This is a genomic window from Mesorhizobium sp. M0028 (assembly GCF_040323855.1).
In the GTDB taxonomy this organism is placed as follows: Bacteria; Pseudomonadota; Alphaproteobacteria; order Rhizobiales; family Rhizobiaceae; genus Mesorhizobium.
The window spans coordinates 67,345-85,759 of record NZ_JAMYVG010000006.1; the positions used below are offsets into that span (position 1 = coordinate 67,345).

The following is an 18,415-nucleotide window of genomic DNA, read 5'->3' on the forward strand; positions in this document are numbered from 1 at the left end:
TGGCACCTGAACTGGCTCAATGGTTGAACTCATAAGTCTGGTGGCCGGTTCCCGGGACACTGCGGTCCGGGCGCATTGCCGCACGACGGAACCAATCGCGCCTGCCTGCCTTCACAAGTCAGACGATCCTGGCGCGAAAGGAGCTCGACATGAGACCGCTCATTTCCTTGCCGTACATGCTAGGCGCGCTGGTGCTGGCGGTGCCAGCGTCCGCGCAGCCGGGCGAACAGTCGCAATCCGACCGCTGCAAGGTCGAGCCGCCGGACAAGAACAGCCAGCAGCAGCAGCCGGCCGGCAACAATTTGTCCGATACGCTCGAGCCATGCGGTGGGGTGCTGAAGCCGCCGCCAACGGGCGATCAGGGCATGGCGGCGCCGCCGCCGGATGAGGGTAGGACCCCGGTGATCAAGCCCGGCGATGTGCCGCCACAGCCGCCCAAGCAGTAGCCGCTTCATAGGGGCTGCCCATGGGGCTGCGACGGGCGGTAACGCCGCGCCGTTCGAGCCGGCAGGTTTGTTGCAGTCGCCCAGGAACATTAGCTTGTCCTAAATGTTGTTTTAGACGCAGCCGATATCACCCCCTCCGGTATCGCTGCTGATCGGGAAACCGATCGGCCCGCGTCTTGCGATGCGGGCCACCGCAGTTCATCCGCAGTCCATTCGCCGCACCGCACGGGCACTTCACCGCTATTCGATTAGCCGCCACTTACGGAACAACAAGGTGGCCTGGGCGTTTGCCTAGAGGGTTCGCCGCTTCGACCGGAATGCCGCGTCGCAACCGTAAAGGCGAGGCCCGTAACAACAGGAGTAGACGATGAAAATCCACCTTGTTCCTGCTGCGGCGGGATTGGTGTTGCTCGCCGGCGTCGGCGTGGCCACCGCAGACCAGGTGATTGTCACACCCGAACAGCAGACGGTCATCCGCGAATACGTCCACAAGCACCCGTTGGCGTCGATCAATCTTCTGGGGGTGGAGCTCAATATCGGTTCCACGTTGCCCGATACGGTCGAGCTGCAACCGATCGATGTTCCCGACGTGCAATACAGATACGTCGTCGTCGACGGTCGCACCGTGCTCGTCGACCCCGGCACGCGCAGGATCGTGCACGTCATCGAGTGACCGGCGTTCCCAAACTGCGAACCGGATTTGGAAAGGTCACGGGCTAAATTATCAAAAGAGCTCCATCCCGAAGGATCGGGATGGAGCCGCTGTCGTCTCGAAACAAGGAAAGGAGCCATTCCCATGCTGCCGCATGTCGAGCCGACCAACGTGGCCGCAGCCGTCGACAAACTGCTTGCTGAACGAGGCGATGGCCTGCTGTCGATGAAGGCAGCGATTGCGCTGTTGCGCGAACGCACCGGAACGGAGCGCTCGGACGCCGATCTTGAAGGGCTGATCATCAAGAAGGCGGCGCTCCTCGGCGTTGCTGTCCTGTGTGACAGAGAGGCTCAATAACGGTGCCTGCCGCTCAAGACGCGGGTCGAAATTTCGGCTAGAACAAAGTTGCTTACGCATGAACCGAGCCGACGGAGGCAACAGTGACGGACAGGCAGGAACGGATTCGCCAGCGGGCACACGCGATCTGGGAACAGGCAGGCAGGCCCGACGGGGCGCATCAGCAGCATTGGGATCAGGCTACCGCCGAGATCGACGCAGAAACCGCCGCGCAGGAGACCGCCAGCCGGCCGAAGCCGAAAGCACGCCAGCCTAAGCCGACGCCGGCCGCCAAGGAGGGAACCAAACCCAAGGCGCGACCGCGCAAAGCGTGAACTCGAGCGGATTTGATTGCATCGCTGGATCTCGTGGTTCGGTTGGCCCATCGTAAGGCGGGACCAGTCCTAACCAGTCCCGCTGCCGCCCACCCGCGATGGTAAGCCGGATTGTCGTGGCTTACTACTTACCGCAATTGTTGTCGTTGACAGTCGGGGAAACCGTCCCGGCAGGCTTGTTGGACGCATCGGGTTGGGCACCTTGCGGGGTTGCAGGGCAGTTTTGATCCGCATTGGAGTTCATGGCACCCGTCGTGCCCATCGTGCTGCTGGTCGTGCCAAGGTCGATGCCATTCGGCTTGGGCTGGACGACGATGCTCTTCTCACTGCCAGGCGCATTGTTGTCCGAGCCGGCATTCTGGGCCATCGCCGCGGTCGCCAGACCGGCTGCAAGTATGGAGGCTGTCAGGATTTTCGTAAGCATGTTGATCTCCATCATTCGGTTGTCGTCGCATGGCGACCGACCGTTGGGGCGACGTTCGTCTATCGCGGCGCCCGTCAGTTGACGCTCGCATTGCTTCACCCGGCAGAGGACCTTCCCGAAGTAAAACTTTCGGAAAATTTCACTACAAACTTCACTCGGCTGTTGTGTGAACAGATACCATGAGGCCAGTAAGTTGATCGGCAAAGAAACCGATAATCTTCTTGCAAATTAGTAGGTATGCAACCGGCGATGTCGCGGGCTGTTCAGCGCAACTACAGCAAGGAGAGTGTTATGACCATCATAATCAAAACAATCACCGATGCGGTGGCGGGCAGCGCAGTTGTTTTCATGCTCTCGATGCCCGTGAATGCCGCGGACGGAATTGCCGTTGGTGTTGGCACTTCCATTGGCGGCAACGGCGGCATCAAAGCCGGCCTCGGCGCGACGGTTGGTGGCCGCCAGGGCATCAACGCTGGTGCCGGCGCAACGGTTGGGGGCAGCGGCGGCATCAAGGCCGGCCTCGGTGCGTCGCTGGGCGGCAGTCGCGGCATCAACGCCGGCGCCGGCGCAACGGTTGGCGGTTCCAGCGGCATTGCCGCGGGCGCCGGCGCGTCGGTCGGGGGCAGAAGCGGCATCAACGCCGGTGCCGGCGCCACGATCGGCGGTTCCGGTGGCATTGCCGCCGGCGCGGGGGTAGGTGTCGGCAGCGGCGTCAGGGCCGGCGCGGGGGTCGGGATCGGCAGCGGCATCAATGTCGGCGCCGGTGTCGGGATCGGCGGTGGTACCAATCCGAGCAATCCGTCCAACCCGGGCAGCCCGTCCAATCCCAACAATCCCAACAATCCCAGCAATCCCAACTTACCCCAGGTCGTCGCCGACATGTCGAGCGACAAGTTGGCCAGGATGAAGAGGCGCTGCGTCGACGTGCTCAGCAGCGAAGGCACTTATGACAGCGATTTGCGCCAGTTGTGCCTGCTGATCGCGCGCCGCTAGGGCGGATACATCGGAATGAAATGTCGGACCGGCCGAGAGGCCTTCGTCCACCAAACCTCCATCAGTCCAAAGCCCGCCATTATGGCGGGCTTTTTGCCGAGCACGTGGCGGCAGCATGACGGGGGCTCACAAGAGCACGCGCCTCAATGCGCTTGACGGCCAAAATCCGGCGAAACGGTCACCCCGCCCTCCAAGGCGTCCCGACCCAGCGCGGGACTGCTTTGCATCGGTTCGGGGCACGCGAACTCCGCCAGATCGGCTTGCGTGAAGCCGTCGAACTCGATAGCTGCGCCTTGGAGTTGGGCTGCTTGCATGACGAGCCATTCGATGTCTTCGCGCGCAACATTCTCGGCGAGGTTCTGCAGTCGCACGGCTTCGGCGACGGCAGTCAGATTGATGGCAATCCTGGACCGCAATGTAGCCCGAACTCGGGAATTGACGTCGTCATGCAGACGAACCGAAAATCTGTAGCGCATGGAAAACCTTCCTTTCAGGAGCGGTTTATCCCTCGCTTCCACCATGCGCCCAGGGGCGGCGATTGACAAGCGAAAATCTTGAAAAATCGTGCAGTATCAAATAGTTAGTGTATTTTGTCGATTGTGCAGTTGATGCTTGATCCGCTTCATTGGATTTCTGCACGGATCACGCATCTGGAGGCCTTGACGTCCTCTGCCAACATACCTAACTCTACAAAGAATTAGGAACATACTAACTCAGCTAGTTATAGCCTGGTATGGCTGGAGGCCGAGATGTCCGAACTGGAACGCCCGGAACGATTGCAGATCATGCTGACCGTCGATGAACTGGCGGCGTTGGAGAACTGGCGCTTCGACAAGCGCATGCCGAGCCGGTCGGCCGCGGTACGCGAACTTTTGAGGCGAGGCCTCACAGCCGATGGTTTCCTGACGGCGGCGCACGGGACCAAGTCGCGCGACTTCGGCATTCTGCCGCATTCTGCCGATGGTGACGGGGCAGCCGAGGGGTCTTCCAGCAGCGAACAGTGAATCTCCAGCGACCCCGTTCGCCCGCCGCACCTCGCATGGCCTTCACGGCCACTGGGTATCATCAAGCAGCTTGGTTTATCTGTGTGGCCCCTCCGCCGTCGGTTGACAGAGCTGGCGTTGCAGATACATTGCACAGGACTATACAGGTGCAATGAACAGGTATGCCTATGGTCCGCCGCGTGGTCCCATCGTCTCCCGGTACGGGCAAGCCCGAACAGATCGCCACGGTTCTCGAACATGAAATCCGCTCCGGTGTTCTGGGCTTCGGCGACCGGTTGCAAAGCGAGAACGAGCTCGTCCAGCGTTTCTCCGTCAGCCGCAACACCGTTCGCAAGGGCCTCGAGGAACTGTCCAGCCGCGGGCTGATCACCACCAAGGTCGGCATCGGCTCTTTCGTCACCTTCGATGGCAAGCCCGTCGATGACTCAATCGGTTGGTCGCGGGCGCTCGCCAACGCCGGCGCAAATGCCGAGACGCGGACGCTGCGGCTCGAGGTGATCGAGGACCCTGATCTTGCCGCACTGCTTGGTATAGAAAACCCGTTTTTCATCGCTGTCGATCGGGTGCGCACCAATGCCAGCGACGGCCACGCTATCTCCATTGAGCGCAGCCGCCTGCCATTGTCACCCGAACTGGAGGACGTGCCGTTACGCGGTCTGCGCGAAGGCTCGCTCCACCAGACGCTCCGCGGCGCCGGTCTCATTCCAGACCATGGCGAGGAATGGGTCGGCATCGAAATGCTCAACCCAGAGGACGCCGCAATCCTCGGCTGCCCGCAAGGCACGCCGTTCCTGCGCGGTTGCCGCTTGACCCGCGCCGCCGATGACCGGCCGATCGAATATGTGACCAGCCTGCTCAACCCGGCGCATTTTGCGCTGCATATGAGGTTCTGAGTGATGCCGGACGACACCGGGAACATAACCGATCGGGCCATGGGAGCGCTTGTGGGCGGGGCACTGGGAGATGCGCTGGGAATGCCGACGCAGCTTTTGTCGCCGGCGCGGATTGCCGAACTCTACGGTCATGTCGAGGACTTCATTGCTCCTTTCGCCGACCATCCGGTGTCGAAGGGACTCCCGGCCGGGACGATCACCGACGACACAGAACAGGCGCTTCTGCTTGGCCGTATCCTGGTCGAATCCGGTAACCGGTTCGACCATGCGCGGTGGGTCAACGCGCTGCTCGACTGGGAACGCGATGTCAAGGCGCGCGGCAGCTACGATCTGCTGGGACCATCAACCAAACGCGCCATCGACGCCATCAATAACGGTATGCCAGCCGAGGAAGCGGGACGCAGCGGCGACACAAATGGTGCAGCCATGCGCATCGCGCCAGTCGGCATCATGATGCCGCCAGAGCCGCTTGACGCACTGGTCGGCAAAGTGGCCGAAACTTGCAGGGCGACGCACAACACGTCAATCGCAATCGCTTCGGCCGCAGCGGTCGCTGCCGCCATCAGTCGCGGCATCGCTGGCGGTGACTGGCGCGCCGCTTCCGACAGAGCCATCGCCGGGGCGAGGCACGGGGCAACGCTCGGCTATTGGGTGACCGGCGGTGACATCGCCGCGCGCATTGGGTGGGCGCAGAAGCTCGTACGCGGCAAGGAGACGAGCGACGCGATCCGGCTGATCACCGATTTGGTCGGCACCGGCGTCGCCAGTCAGGAGTCCGTTCCGGCTGCATTCGCGGTGCTGGAAGTCGCCGGCGGCGATCCCTGGCAAGCGGCAGTCATCAGCGCCAATCTCGGTGGCGACACCGACACGATCGGCGCCATCGCGGCCGGCATGGCCGGTGCCTGCACCGGCTTTTCCCGATTGCCACAAAAACACATCGCCCGGATCAAAGGCCTAGACATTGGGCGGGTGCGCGCGCTCGCCGCCGACTTGGTCGCCCTGCGGACGGCGAAGAGCAGGTCCGGCAAGGATGCGGCAGCATGAGCGGGCGTCTCGTCCACATCGGCAGCGCGGTAGTCGACTATGTCTACCGCATCGATGCCTTGCCGGCACCGGGCACGGAGAAGACCGCATCGAGCTTTGCACAAGTCGCCGGCGGCGGCTTCAACATGATGGTCGCGGCCAGCCGCACCGGCATGAAGGTGGTGTTCGGCGGCCAGCTCGGCAGCGGACCCAATGGCGACTTCCTGCGCGCGGCCTTAGCCACGGAGGGGATCGAGACACTGACGCGGGCATCGCCGGTTCTGGACAGTGGCAATTGCGTCGCCATAATCTCGAGCGATGCCGAGCGCACCTTTGTCTCGTGGCCTGGTGCAGAGAGTTTGCTCAGCCTTGACATGATGGCGCTCATTTCGGTCGCACCGGGCGACTGGGTGTTCACCTCCGGCTATACGGTTAGCTATCCGGGAAGCCGAGAGGCGCTTGTCGACTGGATCGAGGTGCTGCCGGCGGAAATTCCTTTGGTCTTCGATCCGACGCCGATCATTTCAGACATTCCGCGCACCATTCTCGACCGGGTGCTGGCGCGCACGAGCTGGCTGAGCTGCAACGCCGCCGAAGCGGCTGAGATCGCCGGCACCGGCGATGTCGAGGCTATTGCTGCCCGGCTGCTGGCCAGCCACTGCCCCAACGCGGCAGGCGTGGTCGTCCGCGCTGGCGCAAAAGGCTGCTTCGTGCGGCTGGCCGACGGCACCGCCCAAGATGTGCCCGGGTTCAAGGTCGCGGCGGTAGACACCAACGGCGCCGGCGACACTCATATCGGCGCCTTCGTCAGCGCGCTCTCGCACGGCGTGTCGCCGTTCGAAGCGGCGCGTTACGCCAATGCGGCGGCGGCGCTCTCGGTCACCCGCCATGGCGGGTCGATGGCGCCGAACGACCAGGAGATCCAGCGATTCCTCAGCCATGACGATCGACCGACGACCGTGCATGGCCGGAAACAAGAGGCCCATTTCTGACAGCCTAATGGGATAACAAGCCCGCCAACCGGGCAACAATGAGAGGAACGAACATGCGCATGCCCAAACTGACTGCTTTTCTGACGGCAACCGCTGTCTTCGCTTCGGCGCTTACGCTGGCCGCCAGGGCCGACGAGGTGCACGTACTCAACTGGAAGGGCTATGGCGCCGACGAGCCCTGGGCCATAGCCGCCTTCGAAAAGGCAACCGGCAACAAGGTCGTCAACGACTTTTTCAATTCCGAACAGGAAATGCTGACCAAGCTCAGGACCAATCCCGGCCTTTACGATGTCGTCATGATCAATGCCGCCTTCAACGATCAGGCGATGGCGGAAAAGCTCATTCAGCCGATCGACACGTCCAAGCTGGCGAACTATGCCGACATCAGCAAGGACAAGGCCGGATCATCGATGCTTGTCCATGACGGCAAGGTCTATGGGGTGCCGTGGGTTTGGGGGCTGACGGCGCTCGCCATCAACGACAAGTCATTCGACAAGCCGCCGACCAGCATCGCCGAAATGTGGGATCCCGCCCACAAGGGCCGCGTTACCATCCGTGACGATGCCGTCGAGGCCGTGCAGTTCGGCGCCATCGCTACCGGCCAGAACATCAACGACGTCAAGGACATGGAGGCGGTCAAGGCGAAGCTGACCTCGCTGATGCCGCAGATCAAGACGTTCTGGAGCTCGGAGAACGACTGGAACCAGATGGTTGCCTCCAACCAGATCGACATCGGCACCTATTGGAGCGGCTCGGCCGACCGCGCCAAGACGCATTTCAAGCTGCCGGTCTCGCTGGTCATTCCCCAGGAGGGTGCCGTCGCCTGGCTTGACGCCTTTTCCATTCCGGTCGGTTCCAAGAACGTCGCCGGGGCGCAAGCCTTCATCAACTACATGATCGACCCAAAGTTCTATGTCGAATGGGTTACCAAGGTCGGCGCGCCGGTGTCGGCCAACACCAAGGCGGTCGAAGCGCTGCCAGAGGGTTCCTTCAACCGCAAGGTGATGGGCGACCCGGCAGTCGCCAAGCGCATCCAGTTCCAGGCGCCGATTACTGACGCGCAGCGCGAGACCTATCTGGCGCTCTGGCAGCAGCTCAAGGTCGACGTGAAGTAACAGCAGAAGCCGCGATCAGCCGACCATCAATGTCGGCTGATCCTTCCTATCCTGGGAGGAGATGTCATGGCAGTACAGATCGCAGCCGCGTCGCGCAGCGGGCTGAGATCGGCCTTGCCGCTGTTGGCGCCTGCCTATCTCTGGCTGACGGTTGCAATTTTCCTGCCGCTCTCGGCCATGGTCTTCTTCTCCTTCATGACCGATCTGCCGCTATCGGGAAAGCCGTGGGCATTCACGCTCGAAAACTATGCCGCCTTCTTTTCACAAAGCCTTTACCTGACATTGCTGGTGGCCTCGCTGCGCCTCGGCCTCGAGGTGACGCTGTGGTGCATCGTCATCGGTTATCCCGCCGCTTACGTGCTGGCCAAGGTGCTGAAAGGCCGCAGCCGCGAGGCGATTTTCCTGCTCGTCATCCTGCCGTTCTGGTCGAACGGGCTGGTGCGCATCTTCTCGTGGGCGATGGTGCTGCGTGAAGGGGGCATTCTCGACACAGCGCTCAACGCCGTGCTGCCGTTCAAGATCAACATTGATCTCATGTATTCCTATCCGGCCGTCATCATCGGGCTGGTGCACTCCTACGTGCCTTACATGGTGCTGACCTGCTATCTGACCCTGCAGGCCATCGATGACTCGCTGATCGAGGCTGGGCGCTCGCTCGGCGCCTCGCGGCTGCAGGTGCTGAAGCGGGTCATCATTCCGCTGTCGATGCCGGGGCTAGTGGCGGGCGCAGTACTCATCTTCGTGCCGGTCGTTGGCTCGTTCATGGAACCGCGCATCCTCGGCGGCCGCACCGGCACCTTCTACGGCACTGTCATCGAGGACCAGTTCGTTGCCGTGTTCAACTGGCCGCTGGGTGCCGCACTGTCCTTCATCCTGCTGGCTGTGGTGCTGGTCATCCTGGCGGTTACTTCGCCGGTGCTGCGGAGGGCCGCTTAGTGGCGACGACCCGAATCCTGGAATGGCTCGGCCGGGTCTACATTCTGATGCTGCTCGCCTTCCTGTACCTGCCCATCATCATCATGGCGCTGATGTCATTCAACGTCTCGCCCTTTTACCAACTGCCGTTCGAGTGGACGACGGAATGGTATGCCTCGCTCTGGCAGAACAATCAGCTGATCGCGGCCACGCGAAACAGCGTCGAGATCGCCGTCATCACTACCATCATCTGCACCGCGCTCGGCACCGCGGCGTCGCTAGGGCTCTATCGCTACGACTTCCGCGGTAAGAAATTCCTGCAGGCGCTGCTGTTTCCGCCGATCGCCATACCGTGGCTGATCACTGGCACGGCGATGCTGATTTTCTTTTTCGGCGTTGGCATCGGCCGCGGGCTGCATGCCATCCTGCTCGGCCACGTGGCGTTGGCGCTGCCCTATGTCATCGTCGTCGTCTCGGCCCGGCTGCAGACATTTGCGCCAGAGCTCGAAGAGGCGGCGCGCTCGCTCGGCGCCAATCAATGGCAGGTGACGAACCGCGTCACGCTGCCCTGGATCATGCCGGGCGTCATTGCCGGCGGGCTGTTCGCCTTCGCCGTGTCCTTCGACCAGTTCGTCGTCTCCTACTTTCTGTCGACGCCCGGCCAAACGACGCTGCCGGTCGAAATCTACGCGGCGATCCGCAAGGGTTTCACGCCCGAGATCAATGCTGTCTCGACGATCATCATTGTTGTGTCGATGGCGCTGATGCTGCTGACGGCGCGCTTCTTCAAATTCGGCGGAGAGAAATAATGGCGGGCGTGCAGGTATCGAATGTGTCGCGCAGTTTTGGCGCGCACAAGGCGCTGGACGATGTCTCGATCGATTTCGCCGACGGCGGCTTCTACGCCCTGCTCGGTCCCTCCGGCAGCGGCAAGACCACGCTGCTGCGCCAGATCGCAGGCTTCGACTTTCCCGACTCTGGTCGCATCTCCATAGGCGGCGAAAGTGTTGAGCGGGTGCCGGTGGAGAAGCGGCGCATCGGCATGGTGTTCCAGAACTACGCGCTCTTTCCCAATATGAGCGTCTCCGACAATGTCGCCTTCGGACTGTCGGTGCGCGGCGAGCCCAAGGCGGTGATTGCCAGCGAGGTGCAGCGCGCACTCGACCTCGTGCAACTCGGCACGCTCGGTGGTCGCCGGCCGCACCAGCTCTCCGGCGGCCAGCGCCAACGGGTGGCGCTCGCTCGCGCGATCGTCACCACGCCGCGCGTGCTTCTCCTCGACGAGCCGCTCGGCGCGCTCGACAAGGCGCTGCGCGTGGACATGCAAATCGAATTGAAGCGTATTCAGCGCGAGATCGGCATCACCACGATCTTCGTCACCCACGACCAGGAAGAAGCGCTGACGATGAGCGACCGCATCGGCATTCTGCGCGATGGCAAGCTGGTGCAGGAAGGCCCGCCCGAGGAGATCTACGATCGGCCGAAGAGTGAGTTTGCCGCCACCTTCCTGGGCGACGCGAACATCCTTCGCGGCAACGCCACTGGTACGGGCATCCGGCTGCCTGACGGAACGGGGATTGCCGCAAGCGCGGGGGTTACGCTTGTCGCCGGCATGAAGGCGAGCTGCGCCGTGCGGCCCGAACGAATCCGCATCGCCACCAATGCCGGCGTTCCGGACCGAGCCCATGCCAACATACTCACGGGGCGGGTCTCCAAGCGTATCTTCGCCGGCAACAACAGCACATATTTTGTCGATCGCGATGGCCAGACAATCAAGGTCATCGTGCAGAACACCGGCATCGAAAAGCTGGCGGAAGGACAACAGGTGGTGCTGCGCTGGTCGTCCGAGAGTACGGTGCTGATCGACGCGAGCTAGCAGATCCAATCCTTCAGTCTTGCCAGGCGGTCGGCAATCGGGGAAAGCATGGTCGGGCAAACTCCGAAGCGGAATGCTCGATGCCCCTTGAATTGAATGCGGGCGACCAGTCGATGCTGCATGGCGAGCAAGGCTCGGCAGCGGCTGCCGCCATGAAGATCCTGGTCGCCTTCGCGAAGGCGGTCGACGCGCGCAAATTGCTGGACATTGCCGGTGCCCATATCGACGGCTGCCTCTATCACGGCCAGGCCAGCCTCGATTTCGTCGAAAGGCTGATCGAGGGCGGCGGCCGCGTTCGAGTGCCAACGACGCTGAATGTCGGCTCGTTCGATCTGATCCATCCTGGACTGGTGAAGATGACAGCCGCGGAAGAAGTGCCGGCGCGCCGTCTGATGAAGGCGCATCTGGAACTCGGCTGCCAGGCGACTTTCACCTGCGCGCCCTATCAGACGCGGTTTCGGCCAGGGTTTGGCGAGCAGATTGCCTGGGGTGAATCCAACGCCATCGTCTTTGCCAATTCGGTGATCGGTGCGCGGACCAACCGCTATGGCGATTTTATCGATTTGTGCTGCGCAATCACCGGGCGCGCGCCAGCCTGGGGGTTGCACCTGATCGAAAACCGGCGTGGCCAGGTACTGTTCGAGCTGACTGGCGGCCTCGAGCCTACCGACGCCCTGTTTGTCGGCGTCGGGCTGATCGTCGGGCAAAGGAGTGGCGACCGCATTCCGGTGATATCGGGCCTGCCGCCGCCGCGCGACGAGGACCAACTGAAGGCGCTGGGGGCGGCGGCGGCAACGACGGGCGCGGTGGCGCTATTTCATGCCGTCGGCATCACACCGGAGGCGAAGACCCGCGATGAGGCGTTGCACGGCCTGGTGCCGGAGCAAAAAATCCGTATCAGCTGCGCCGACATCGACCATGCTCTGGCCAGGCTATCGAGCGTCCCCGACGGTGTGCTGCTTGCCGCCGTCTCGTTAGGCACGCCGCATTTCTCCTACGAGGAATGGATGCGCCTGTTGCCGTTGCTGCGCGAGGTCGCGCCGGGTAGAGGCGTTCCGATCTATGTCAACACAGGGCGTGCCACCCTGGCGCGGCTGCAGGACGAAGGCGCACTGGCCGGCATGGGAGCATTCGGCCTCGTTCCGGTCGCCGACACCTGCACTTACGTCACCACGATCATCGAGCGGCTCGACGGTGTGGTGATGACCAATTCGGGCAAATGGGCGCATTACGCACCTGGCAATATCGGTGTCTCGGTGGCCTTCGGTGACATGGAGGACTGCGTCCGCTCGGCTGCTGCCGGCCGCGTCGTGCGAGGCGCGCCATGAGGGGGCCGGACAGAACAGGTACATTCCACCTTGCCGGCTCGGCACAAGGCCCGGCGCTGGTGCTTTCGCAGGCGCTCAGCTTCTGGGGCGGAATCGACGTCGAAACGGGCGACATCATCGACCATTCGCACCCGAACCTCGGCGGCAACATCGCCGGCAAGATCCTGGTGATGCCGAGCGGGCGGGGGTCGTCGTCCTCGTCTTCGGTTCTGGCCGAAGCGATCCGCAGGGGCACGGCGCCGGCCGGCATTATCCTGGAGCGGCCGGACCCGATCCTTGCCGTCGGCGCCATCGTTGCCGAATTCCTCTATGAAATCAGCATGCCGCTGGTCGTCTGCGAGATATCAGGCATTGTCTCCGGCGACCGGATCGCAATCGATCTGGGCGAAGATGCCCAAGCGATGGTGAGCAAGATCTAGCCGGCCATCAGTCCCGCCGCGCCCCGCCGCCAGTAGGCTGCCGCCAATGTTTCGTTGCGGCCGAGCGTCAGCGTGCCACGCCAGTGTTCGCGCACGGTCCTGGCGGCGGCTGCTTCGGCCGCGAACCAGCCGAATGCCGAACCGGTCGGCCATGCGACCGACCGGATGGCGCGCGCCAGCCTGTCGTCGAGCCCGGCCGGCACGCTATTTCTCGGCAGCCAATGCAGCTCGATACCGGTCTTGTTGTCGATGGCCTGCCGTTCGCCGTCGTCGGCGATCTCTATGAAGGCCACGCCTTTGGTCTCGGCGGGCAGCGTCTCCAGCATGCGGGCCAGCGCCGGCAGGCCGGTTTCGTCGGCGCCCATGAGATACCATGATGCCGGTCGTACCGGACGGCCGACCGGCCCCATGATGCCGATCTTCATGCCAGGCGCCGCCTGCATGGCCCAGCAGGCGCCGACGCTGTCGCCGGGATGGATGAGGAAGTCGACGTCGATGATGCCGTTTTCGACGTCGAGGGCTCGAATGGTATAGACGCGCGCTACCGGGCGCCTGTCGTCCGAGGGCCAGGCCGGCAAGCCATTGCTGCCAAGCACGGGCCAGAGCGGATCGGGGACATCCCTGGTCGGGAACAGCATGCGGATATGCATGCCGCCGAATTTTGCGAAGCGCGTCAAATCCTCGCCGGCGAAGCGGATGCGGCGCATATGCGGGGTCAGGTCGCCGACCTGGGTGACGACCATCTCACGGAACTGCGCAAGGCGGGTTTCTTCGGCGAGATCGCCGGTCCAGACGATCTCGGGTTTTTCTTCCTTGGCATAGACTTCGACAGCGGTAGCCAGCAGGTCCTTGATGCGGGCCAGCCCATCGCGGTCGGCGGCGTTGGCCCGCATCACCAGCCGCTCCATGTCAAGGGACGCGTCGCCGAAGGCGAAGCGGAAGTCGAGCCGCTGCCCCTCGCGCGAGGCATCGGCATCGAAGCTTTGCAGCCTGTCGCTGATGCGGTCGATGTAATGCGGCAGGTTGCGCAGGTTCAAGCGCGCTTCGCAGGCCAGTCCGCTCGCTGATGCTTGCCTCATTCTCAACCTCCGATCCTGCCTGTGAGCGCCACCTTGAAGGTGCGGCCCTTGCCCTGTTCCGTTGCCGCCGTCGTCGACCAGGCGCTTTGCGGGTCGGTGTAGGCGGTGTTGAAGACGTTATCGACGCCGAAATCGAGCTTGGCATGGTCATTGATGCGCCAGTTGGCAAAGACGTTGACCAGGTCGAAGCCTTCATCGACCACGGGCGGCGCGTCGGGGTTGGTGCGGCTTGTCCGGGTGATCTTGCCGACGCTGAGATATTGCGCACCGACGGTGAACTGGTCCTCCAGCATGCGGAAACCGACGGTCGCCGAGAAGCGGTCGAGCGGCGTGTTGTTCAGCGCCTGGCCGGAGTAAACGCCGCTGACGACCTTGGCGTCGATCAGGGCGCCGGCGAGGTTCACGAAACCCCAGCCATAGTCGTAGACGGCCTCGGCCTCGATGCCCTTCAGCCGTGCGTCGCCGATGTTGATCGCCGTGCGCGGCAACACAGTGAGGTCGACGTCGATATAATCTTCGACGGCGGTGTGGAAGACGTTGACCTTGGCACGAAACAGGTCACCCGCGGCCAGCACATCGTCATATCTAAGATTGATCCCGGCTTCCCAGTTCTTCGCCGTTTCGGGCTGCAGAAGCAGGTTGGGCTGGTAGCTGTCGCCGCCGCCATGCGCGCCGCCGCCGCGGTAGACGTCCTGCAGGCCCGGCGCCCGGTAGCCTTCCGAATAGGTGCCGTAAAGCTGGAAACCTTCCAATGGCGTTAACCCGACGGTGAGGCGCGGCGACCAGCGGTCGCCGGAAATCGAGGCTTCCGCCGGCGGCACGGTCTTTGTCTCACCGTCGAGTTGATAGCCGTCATAGCGCATGGCGGCGATGAGCTGCAGCCAGTTCTCATAGTCGCCCTGCCATTGCAGGAAGCCACCATAGCCCTGCTGTTCGCCGGCGCCGAAATGCGCGGCGTCCGACGAAGCCTTCAGATAGTAGTAATCGAGGCCGTAGGTGAGGGTGTGAGCGATCTCCCAGGCATCGAAGCGTGAGGAGTTCTTCAGGTTGAAGCCGCTCGTGGCGACGTCGTAGTAGCGGAAGTTGCCGATCGCCGTTGCCGGCCAGACCTGCGTCTGCTCGGCGCGCGTGCGGTTGTGGTAGGCGTTGACACTGAGGTCGACCAGCTCGTTGTCGTCCGGCCTCCACGTATAGCCAGCCGTGTAGGTCTGGTTGGTCGTGTCGGTGTCGTAGCGGCTCAGCGTCGGCGAGGTCGAGCCGCTCGATCCGGTGACCTGGTCGCTGTAGCGCTGAAGGATCGCGCCGAGCTTGAGCTCGTGGCCGTCGGCGGGCCGCAGGGTCGCCTTCACATAGCCGCTGGTGATGCTCTCTCCGGTCCATGGCACGGTGTCGCCATTGCCATCGGTGTAGCTGTCGCGGTCGCGGTAAATGACGTTGCCGATGATGTCGGCGTCGTCGCTGAAACGGTAGGCACCGGTGGTGCTGGTGGTGAAGCCGTCGCCATTACCCTCATAGCCCAGCTTTTCGCTCAGCGCCCAGCGTTCCTCCTGCTTGAGGAAATCGCCGGCATCCCTGGTTTCGAAGGAGACGACGCCGCCGATGCCGCCCGAACCATAGGCATTCGAGACCGGGCCGCGAATGACGGTCGCTTCCTTGATCAGTTCCGGCTCGACATAGAATGAGCCCGAGCCGTGGCCGACGCGCCAGTAATCCTGGCGGGCGCCGTCGAGCGTCACCACCACGCGGCCATATTGTTCGAGGCCGCGAATGTTGATGGCGGTCGCCGGATCGTCGCCGTTCATCGAGGCGGCAACGCCGGGCGTGGTGCGGAACATGTCGGCGGCGGTGTCTGGCTGGATGCGTTCGAGTTCTTCCTGATCGACGGCGCTGATGGCGGCCATCGATTCGATGATCGCCGTCTTGATCATCGTCGCCGAGATGGTGATCAGGTCGAGCACGGTCGGCTCGTTCTGCCCAGTCCTGGCCTGCTGGGGCGGCTTGACCGGCCGGTCGGCCTTGGCGGCGGCGCCCTTCTTCTCCGGCTCCTGTGCTGCGGCGGGCGGCGCGGCACACAGGCCGAGCGCGAAGGCGAGCGCGGTGCACGCCATCAAGGTTTTGTTGCTTGTCAGTTTCATGCGTGCAGCCCCGGAAAAGCAAAGATTGCTGGCGGCGGCCGTTGGCCCTGGCTGGCATGATGGAGAAGCCTCGACACGCGGGCCGGGCAGGGCTACTTATTAAAACATGATGATAATAGTCAACTTAATTTTACAGGCCGCGACCATGACCGAATTATCTAAAATGGAGCAGCGAAACGGCGGGGTCTGCAGCGGTAGACGGTGGAGGCAGACGCGCTGGTTTCAATTGGGCGGGATGGTGGCGGTGCTGATGCTGGCGCTTTCTGCTCTTGCGCCGTCTTGCGGCTTCAAGGCGCTGGCCGCCGAGACGGTTGTCGATGCATCGGGGCGCACCGTCGCGACCGGTCCGGGAACCAGGATCCTGACACTCGGTTCCGATGTTACCGAGATCGTCGATGCGCTGGGTGCCGGCGAGCGGATCATCGCCGTCGATCGCGGCAGCAAATATCCCGCTTCCGTCGCGCAAAAGCCCAATGTCGGCTACCGGCGCCAGTTGTCCGCCGAAGGCTTGGTTGCGCTTCGCCCGGACCTGATCCTGGCGGCCGAAGACAGCGGGCCGCCGGAGGCGATCGAAGTGCTCAAATCGCTGGCGATCCCGATTGTCCTTGTCCCGGAAGACAACAGTCCTCAAGGCATCGACCACAAGATTACGTTGATTGCCGCCTCGCTCCACCTCGAGGACAAGGGCAGGAAGGTTTCAAGGCAAGTGCTCGACGCCTTCCAGGCCGCTACCGACCTCGCCGCGAAAATGCCGGCCGAGCGACGCAAGAAGGTGGTGTTCTTCCACGGCCTCGTGCGGCTGAGTGCTGCCGGTGCGGGCACTGCGGCCGACGCGATCATCCGCTATGCCGGCGGCATCAATCGATGGCCGTAATGCAGGGTTACAAGGCAGCGTCGGAGGAGAAGCTGATCGAAATGGCGCCCGACGTCATCCTGATGATGAGCGACGGCAAGGGCGGACCCACCGCCGAGCAGGTGTTCGCCACGCGCGCGCTGAGCGCCACGCCGGCGGCGAAGGCAAAGGCGCTGATCGTATTGGACGGCGCCTATATGGTCGGCTTTGGCCCGCGCACCGCCGATGCGGTCCGCGACCTGGCGCAGGCGCTGTATTCGGAGACAACAGGCGCCGACTAAGTCATGAACTTTATGACGTCATGTTCAGTGGGTACTCGCGCCCCATCTGCCCCAAGCTTCCGTTCAGATCTCCGGGATGCTTTCCCTGAAGATCACCTGCAGTCTTGGCTGGTGCAGTTCGTAAGGCAATCCCCTGACCGCATGGGTCAAGGTGTTGAGCGCTTCGCGGGCTTCGACGCGCGGGTTCTGGTCGATGACCGCGTCGAGCGTGCCGTCGAGCAAAAGCTCCTTGGTGCCTTCCGTTACCTCATGGCCGAGAAAGACCGTCGACAGTGCCCGCCCGCGTTCCCGTAGCGCGCGGGCGATGCCGGTGTTGCCGGCGCCGACATTGTAGATGGCGGCCAGGTCCGGGTGCCGATCCAGCAGGGCGGAAGCCTCCGAATAGGCCTTTTCCCGATCGTCGAGCATTTCGCGCATCTCGACGATCTGCAGATTGGGCGATTCTTCCGTCAGTATGTGGCGGAAGCCCATCTCGCGCTCTTCGTGGCCGCGGTAGGAGAGCGAACCGGCGAACAGCGCGACCTTGCCCGGACGTCCGGCGCCCATGAAGCGGTTGAGCAGGTAGCCGGCGAGCCGGCCGGCGGCGCGGTTGTCGATGCCGATATAGGCGACCCGCGGCACATGCAGGATGTCGGAAGCGATGGTAACGACCTTGACCCCGCTGGCCGAAAGCGAGCGGATCGCCTCGCGCACCGTCGGATGGTCGAGTGCGATCACACCGACGCCTTGCGTCTGTCCGTGCAATTCCTGCAGCAGCCGGGCAAGCCGGTCCGGATTGAAGCCTTCGATAGTGGCGACGCGGACGTCGAGGTCCGGCCGCGACTGCGCCTGCGCCTCGATCTGGCGGTGCAGCATCTTGATGAAGGAATTGGTGCCGGCGGGCAGGGCGAAATCGAGCCGTATAACCTCACCAGGTATCGCGTTGCGCGAGTTCGGATTATTCGAATTTTCAGCGATATAGCCAAGCCGTTGCGCCGTTTCGAGCACGACCTCGCGGGTGCGCGCCCTGACCCCGGCGCGGTTGTTGAGCACACGGTCGACCGTAGCGGCGGAAACGCCGGCTTCCCGGGCTATGTCTGTCAGGGTGGACCGCACTGTCGATCACCTCATTCCAAAATGCGCCAAGGGCGCATCGAGATTACGCATTTCATGGGTCCGCTGTCGAAGCGGCAGCTTCATCGCCAGCCGCGATTCTGATGGGAAATGATGTAACCAGCCTTGGCCGATACGCAAGCTGCCGCGCTACACCAAAATGCCGAAACGGACCAAAGCGGGGAGGTGGGCAGCCTGGCTCCCTCAAATTCAAGCATCGTCCC

Annotated in this window: 22 protein-coding genes; 17 read left to right on the forward strand and 5 right to left on the reverse strand. The window is 63.1% G+C overall.

The window, feature by feature from the left end; translation table 11 throughout:
* Positions 1-149 precede the first annotated feature (149 nt).
* From NKJ93_RS14305 to NKJ93_RS14320, 4 genes are all read left to right on the forward strand, one after another.
* Positions 150-446, forward strand: a complete 297-nt coding sequence (locus NKJ93_RS14305; RefSeq protein ID WP_352589763.1) for a hypothetical protein — start codon at positions 150-152, stop codon at positions 444-446.
* Between the two features lie 367 nt (positions 447-813).
* Positions 814-1,119, forward strand: a complete 306-nt coding sequence (locus NKJ93_RS14310) for a DUF1236 domain-containing protein (protein WP_031195423.1) — start codon at positions 814-816, stop codon at positions 1,117-1,119.
* 123 nt (positions 1,120-1,242) lie between these two features.
* The gene (locus NKJ93_RS14315) at positions 1,243-1,455 is read left to right on the forward strand and encodes a hypothetical protein (protein ID WP_352524156.1); all 213 of its coding nucleotides are present in this window, start codon (positions 1,243-1,245) and stop codon (positions 1,453-1,455) included.
* 83 nt (positions 1,456-1,538) lie between these two features.
* Positions 1,539-1,769, forward strand: a complete 231-nt coding sequence (locus tag NKJ93_RS14320) for a DUF2934 domain-containing protein (RefSeq protein WP_352589766.1) — start codon at positions 1,539-1,541, stop codon at positions 1,767-1,769.
* Between the two features lie 124 nt (positions 1,770-1,893).
* Here the strand turns inward: NKJ93_RS14320 and NKJ93_RS14325 are convergent, their stop codons facing one another.
* Positions 1,894-2,208, reverse strand: coding sequence for a hypothetical protein (locus NKJ93_RS14325; RefSeq protein WP_023723028.1), 315 nt, complete (start codon positions 2,206-2,208; stop codon positions 1,894-1,896).
* 276 nt (positions 2,209-2,484) lie between these two features.
* On the opposite strand from NKJ93_RS14325, the gene NKJ93_RS14330 reads away from it, so the two are divergent.
* Positions 2,485-3,186: a hypothetical protein gene (locus tag NKJ93_RS14330; protein ID WP_352589769.1), complete on the forward strand. Its 702-nt coding sequence runs from the start codon at positions 2,485-2,487 to the stop codon at positions 3,184-3,186.
* 143 nt (positions 3,187-3,329) lie between these two features.
* Here NKJ93_RS14330 and NKJ93_RS14335 read toward each other — a convergent pair whose 3' ends face one another.
* Positions 3,330-3,731, reverse strand: coding sequence for a hypothetical protein (locus NKJ93_RS14335; protein WP_352589772.1), 402 nt, complete (start codon positions 3,729-3,731; stop codon positions 3,330-3,332).
* Between the two features lie 204 nt (positions 3,732-3,935).
* Here NKJ93_RS14335 and NKJ93_RS14340 point away from each other — a divergent pair, with 204 nt between their 5' ends.
* From NKJ93_RS14340 to NKJ93_RS14385, 10 genes are all read left to right on the forward strand, one after another.
* Positions 3,936-4,190, forward strand: a complete 255-nt coding sequence (locus NKJ93_RS14340; RefSeq protein ID WP_023721298.1) for a hypothetical protein — start codon at positions 3,936-3,938, stop codon at positions 4,188-4,190.
* A 167-nt stretch (positions 4,191-4,357) separates the two neighbouring features.
* Positions 4,358-5,083 (forward strand): GntR family transcriptional regulator, encoded by a 726-nt coding sequence (locus tag NKJ93_RS14345; RefSeq protein ID WP_023721297.1) that lies wholly within the window; start codon positions 4,358-4,360, stop codon positions 5,081-5,083.
* 3 nt (positions 5,084-5,086) lie between these two features.
* Positions 5,087-6,127: an ADP-ribosylglycohydrolase family protein gene (locus tag NKJ93_RS14350; RefSeq protein ID WP_023721296.1), complete on the forward strand. Its 1,041-nt coding sequence runs from the start codon at positions 5,087-5,089 to the stop codon at positions 6,125-6,127.
* A complete protein-coding gene (locus tag NKJ93_RS14355) occupies positions 6,124-7,098 on the forward strand; it encodes a PfkB family carbohydrate kinase (protein ID WP_352589775.1) in 975 nt (324 codons plus the stop codon). Before NKJ93_RS14350 ends, NKJ93_RS14355 begins: the two co-directional genes overlap by 4 nt.
* A gap of 53 nt (positions 7,099-7,151) precedes the next feature.
* The gene (locus NKJ93_RS14360; RefSeq protein ID WP_352481612.1) at positions 7,152-8,213 is read left to right on the forward strand and encodes an ABC transporter substrate-binding protein; all 1,062 of its coding nucleotides are present in this window, start codon (positions 7,152-7,154) and stop codon (positions 8,211-8,213) included.
* Between the two features lie 66 nt (positions 8,214-8,279).
* On the forward strand, positions 8,280-9,149 hold the full coding sequence (locus NKJ93_RS14365) for an ABC transporter permease (protein WP_352481611.1): 870 nt from the start codon (positions 8,280-8,282) through the stop codon (positions 9,147-9,149).
* Positions 9,149-9,937: an ABC transporter permease gene (locus NKJ93_RS14370; RefSeq protein ID WP_031194613.1), complete on the forward strand. Its 789-nt coding sequence runs from the start codon at positions 9,149-9,151 to the stop codon at positions 9,935-9,937. Before NKJ93_RS14365 ends, NKJ93_RS14370 begins: the two co-directional genes overlap by 1 nt.
* Positions 9,937-11,004, forward strand: coding sequence for an ABC transporter ATP-binding protein (locus tag NKJ93_RS14375; RefSeq protein WP_023721291.1), 1,068 nt, complete (start codon positions 9,937-9,939; stop codon positions 11,002-11,004). The genes NKJ93_RS14370 and NKJ93_RS14375 overlap by 1 nt, the downstream gene beginning before the upstream one ends.
* A gap of 80 nt (positions 11,005-11,084) precedes the next feature.
* Positions 11,085-12,332, forward strand: a complete 1,248-nt coding sequence (locus tag NKJ93_RS14380) for an aconitase X (RefSeq protein ID WP_352496039.1) — start codon at positions 11,085-11,087, stop codon at positions 12,330-12,332.
* Positions 12,329-12,751 carry an aconitase X swivel domain-containing protein gene (locus NKJ93_RS14385; protein WP_023721289.1) on the forward strand — a complete coding sequence of 141 codons (423 nt, stop codon included), beginning with the start codon at positions 12,329-12,331 and terminating at the stop codon, positions 12,749-12,751. The genes NKJ93_RS14380 and NKJ93_RS14385 overlap by 4 nt, the downstream gene beginning before the upstream one ends.
* On the opposite strand, the gene NKJ93_RS14390 is transcribed toward NKJ93_RS14385, so the two are convergent.
* Complete coding sequence (locus tag NKJ93_RS14390; RefSeq protein WP_352496041.1) at positions 12,748-13,830, reverse strand: SIP domain-containing protein; 1,083 nt, start codon at positions 13,828-13,830, stop codon at positions 12,748-12,750. The genes NKJ93_RS14385 and NKJ93_RS14390 overlap by 4 nt on opposite strands.
* A 2-nt stretch (positions 13,831-13,832) precedes the next feature.
* Positions 13,833-15,965, reverse strand: a complete 2,133-nt coding sequence (locus NKJ93_RS14395) for a TonB-dependent hemoglobin/transferrin/lactoferrin family receptor (RefSeq protein WP_352589779.1) — start codon at positions 15,963-15,965, stop codon at positions 13,833-13,835.
* A 250-nt stretch (positions 15,966-16,215) separates the two neighbouring features.
* Between NKJ93_RS14395 and NKJ93_RS14400 the strand changes: the two genes are divergently transcribed.
* A complete protein-coding gene (locus NKJ93_RS14400) occupies positions 16,216-16,839 on the forward strand; it encodes a heme/hemin ABC transporter substrate-binding protein (RefSeq protein ID WP_352589782.1) in 624 nt (207 codons plus the stop codon).
* Positions 16,830-17,099, forward strand: coding sequence for a hypothetical protein (locus NKJ93_RS14405; RefSeq protein WP_352589785.1), 270 nt, complete (start codon positions 16,830-16,832; stop codon positions 17,097-17,099). Before NKJ93_RS14400 ends, NKJ93_RS14405 begins: the two co-directional genes overlap by 10 nt.
* A gap of 63 nt (positions 17,100-17,162) precedes the next feature.
* On the opposite strand, the gene NKJ93_RS14410 is transcribed toward NKJ93_RS14405, so the two are convergent.
* Positions 17,163-18,194 (reverse strand): LacI family DNA-binding transcriptional regulator, encoded by a 1,032-nt coding sequence (locus tag NKJ93_RS14410; protein ID WP_023721287.1) that lies wholly within the window; start codon positions 18,192-18,194, stop codon positions 17,163-17,165.
* Positions 18,195-18,415 lie beyond the last annotated feature (221 nt).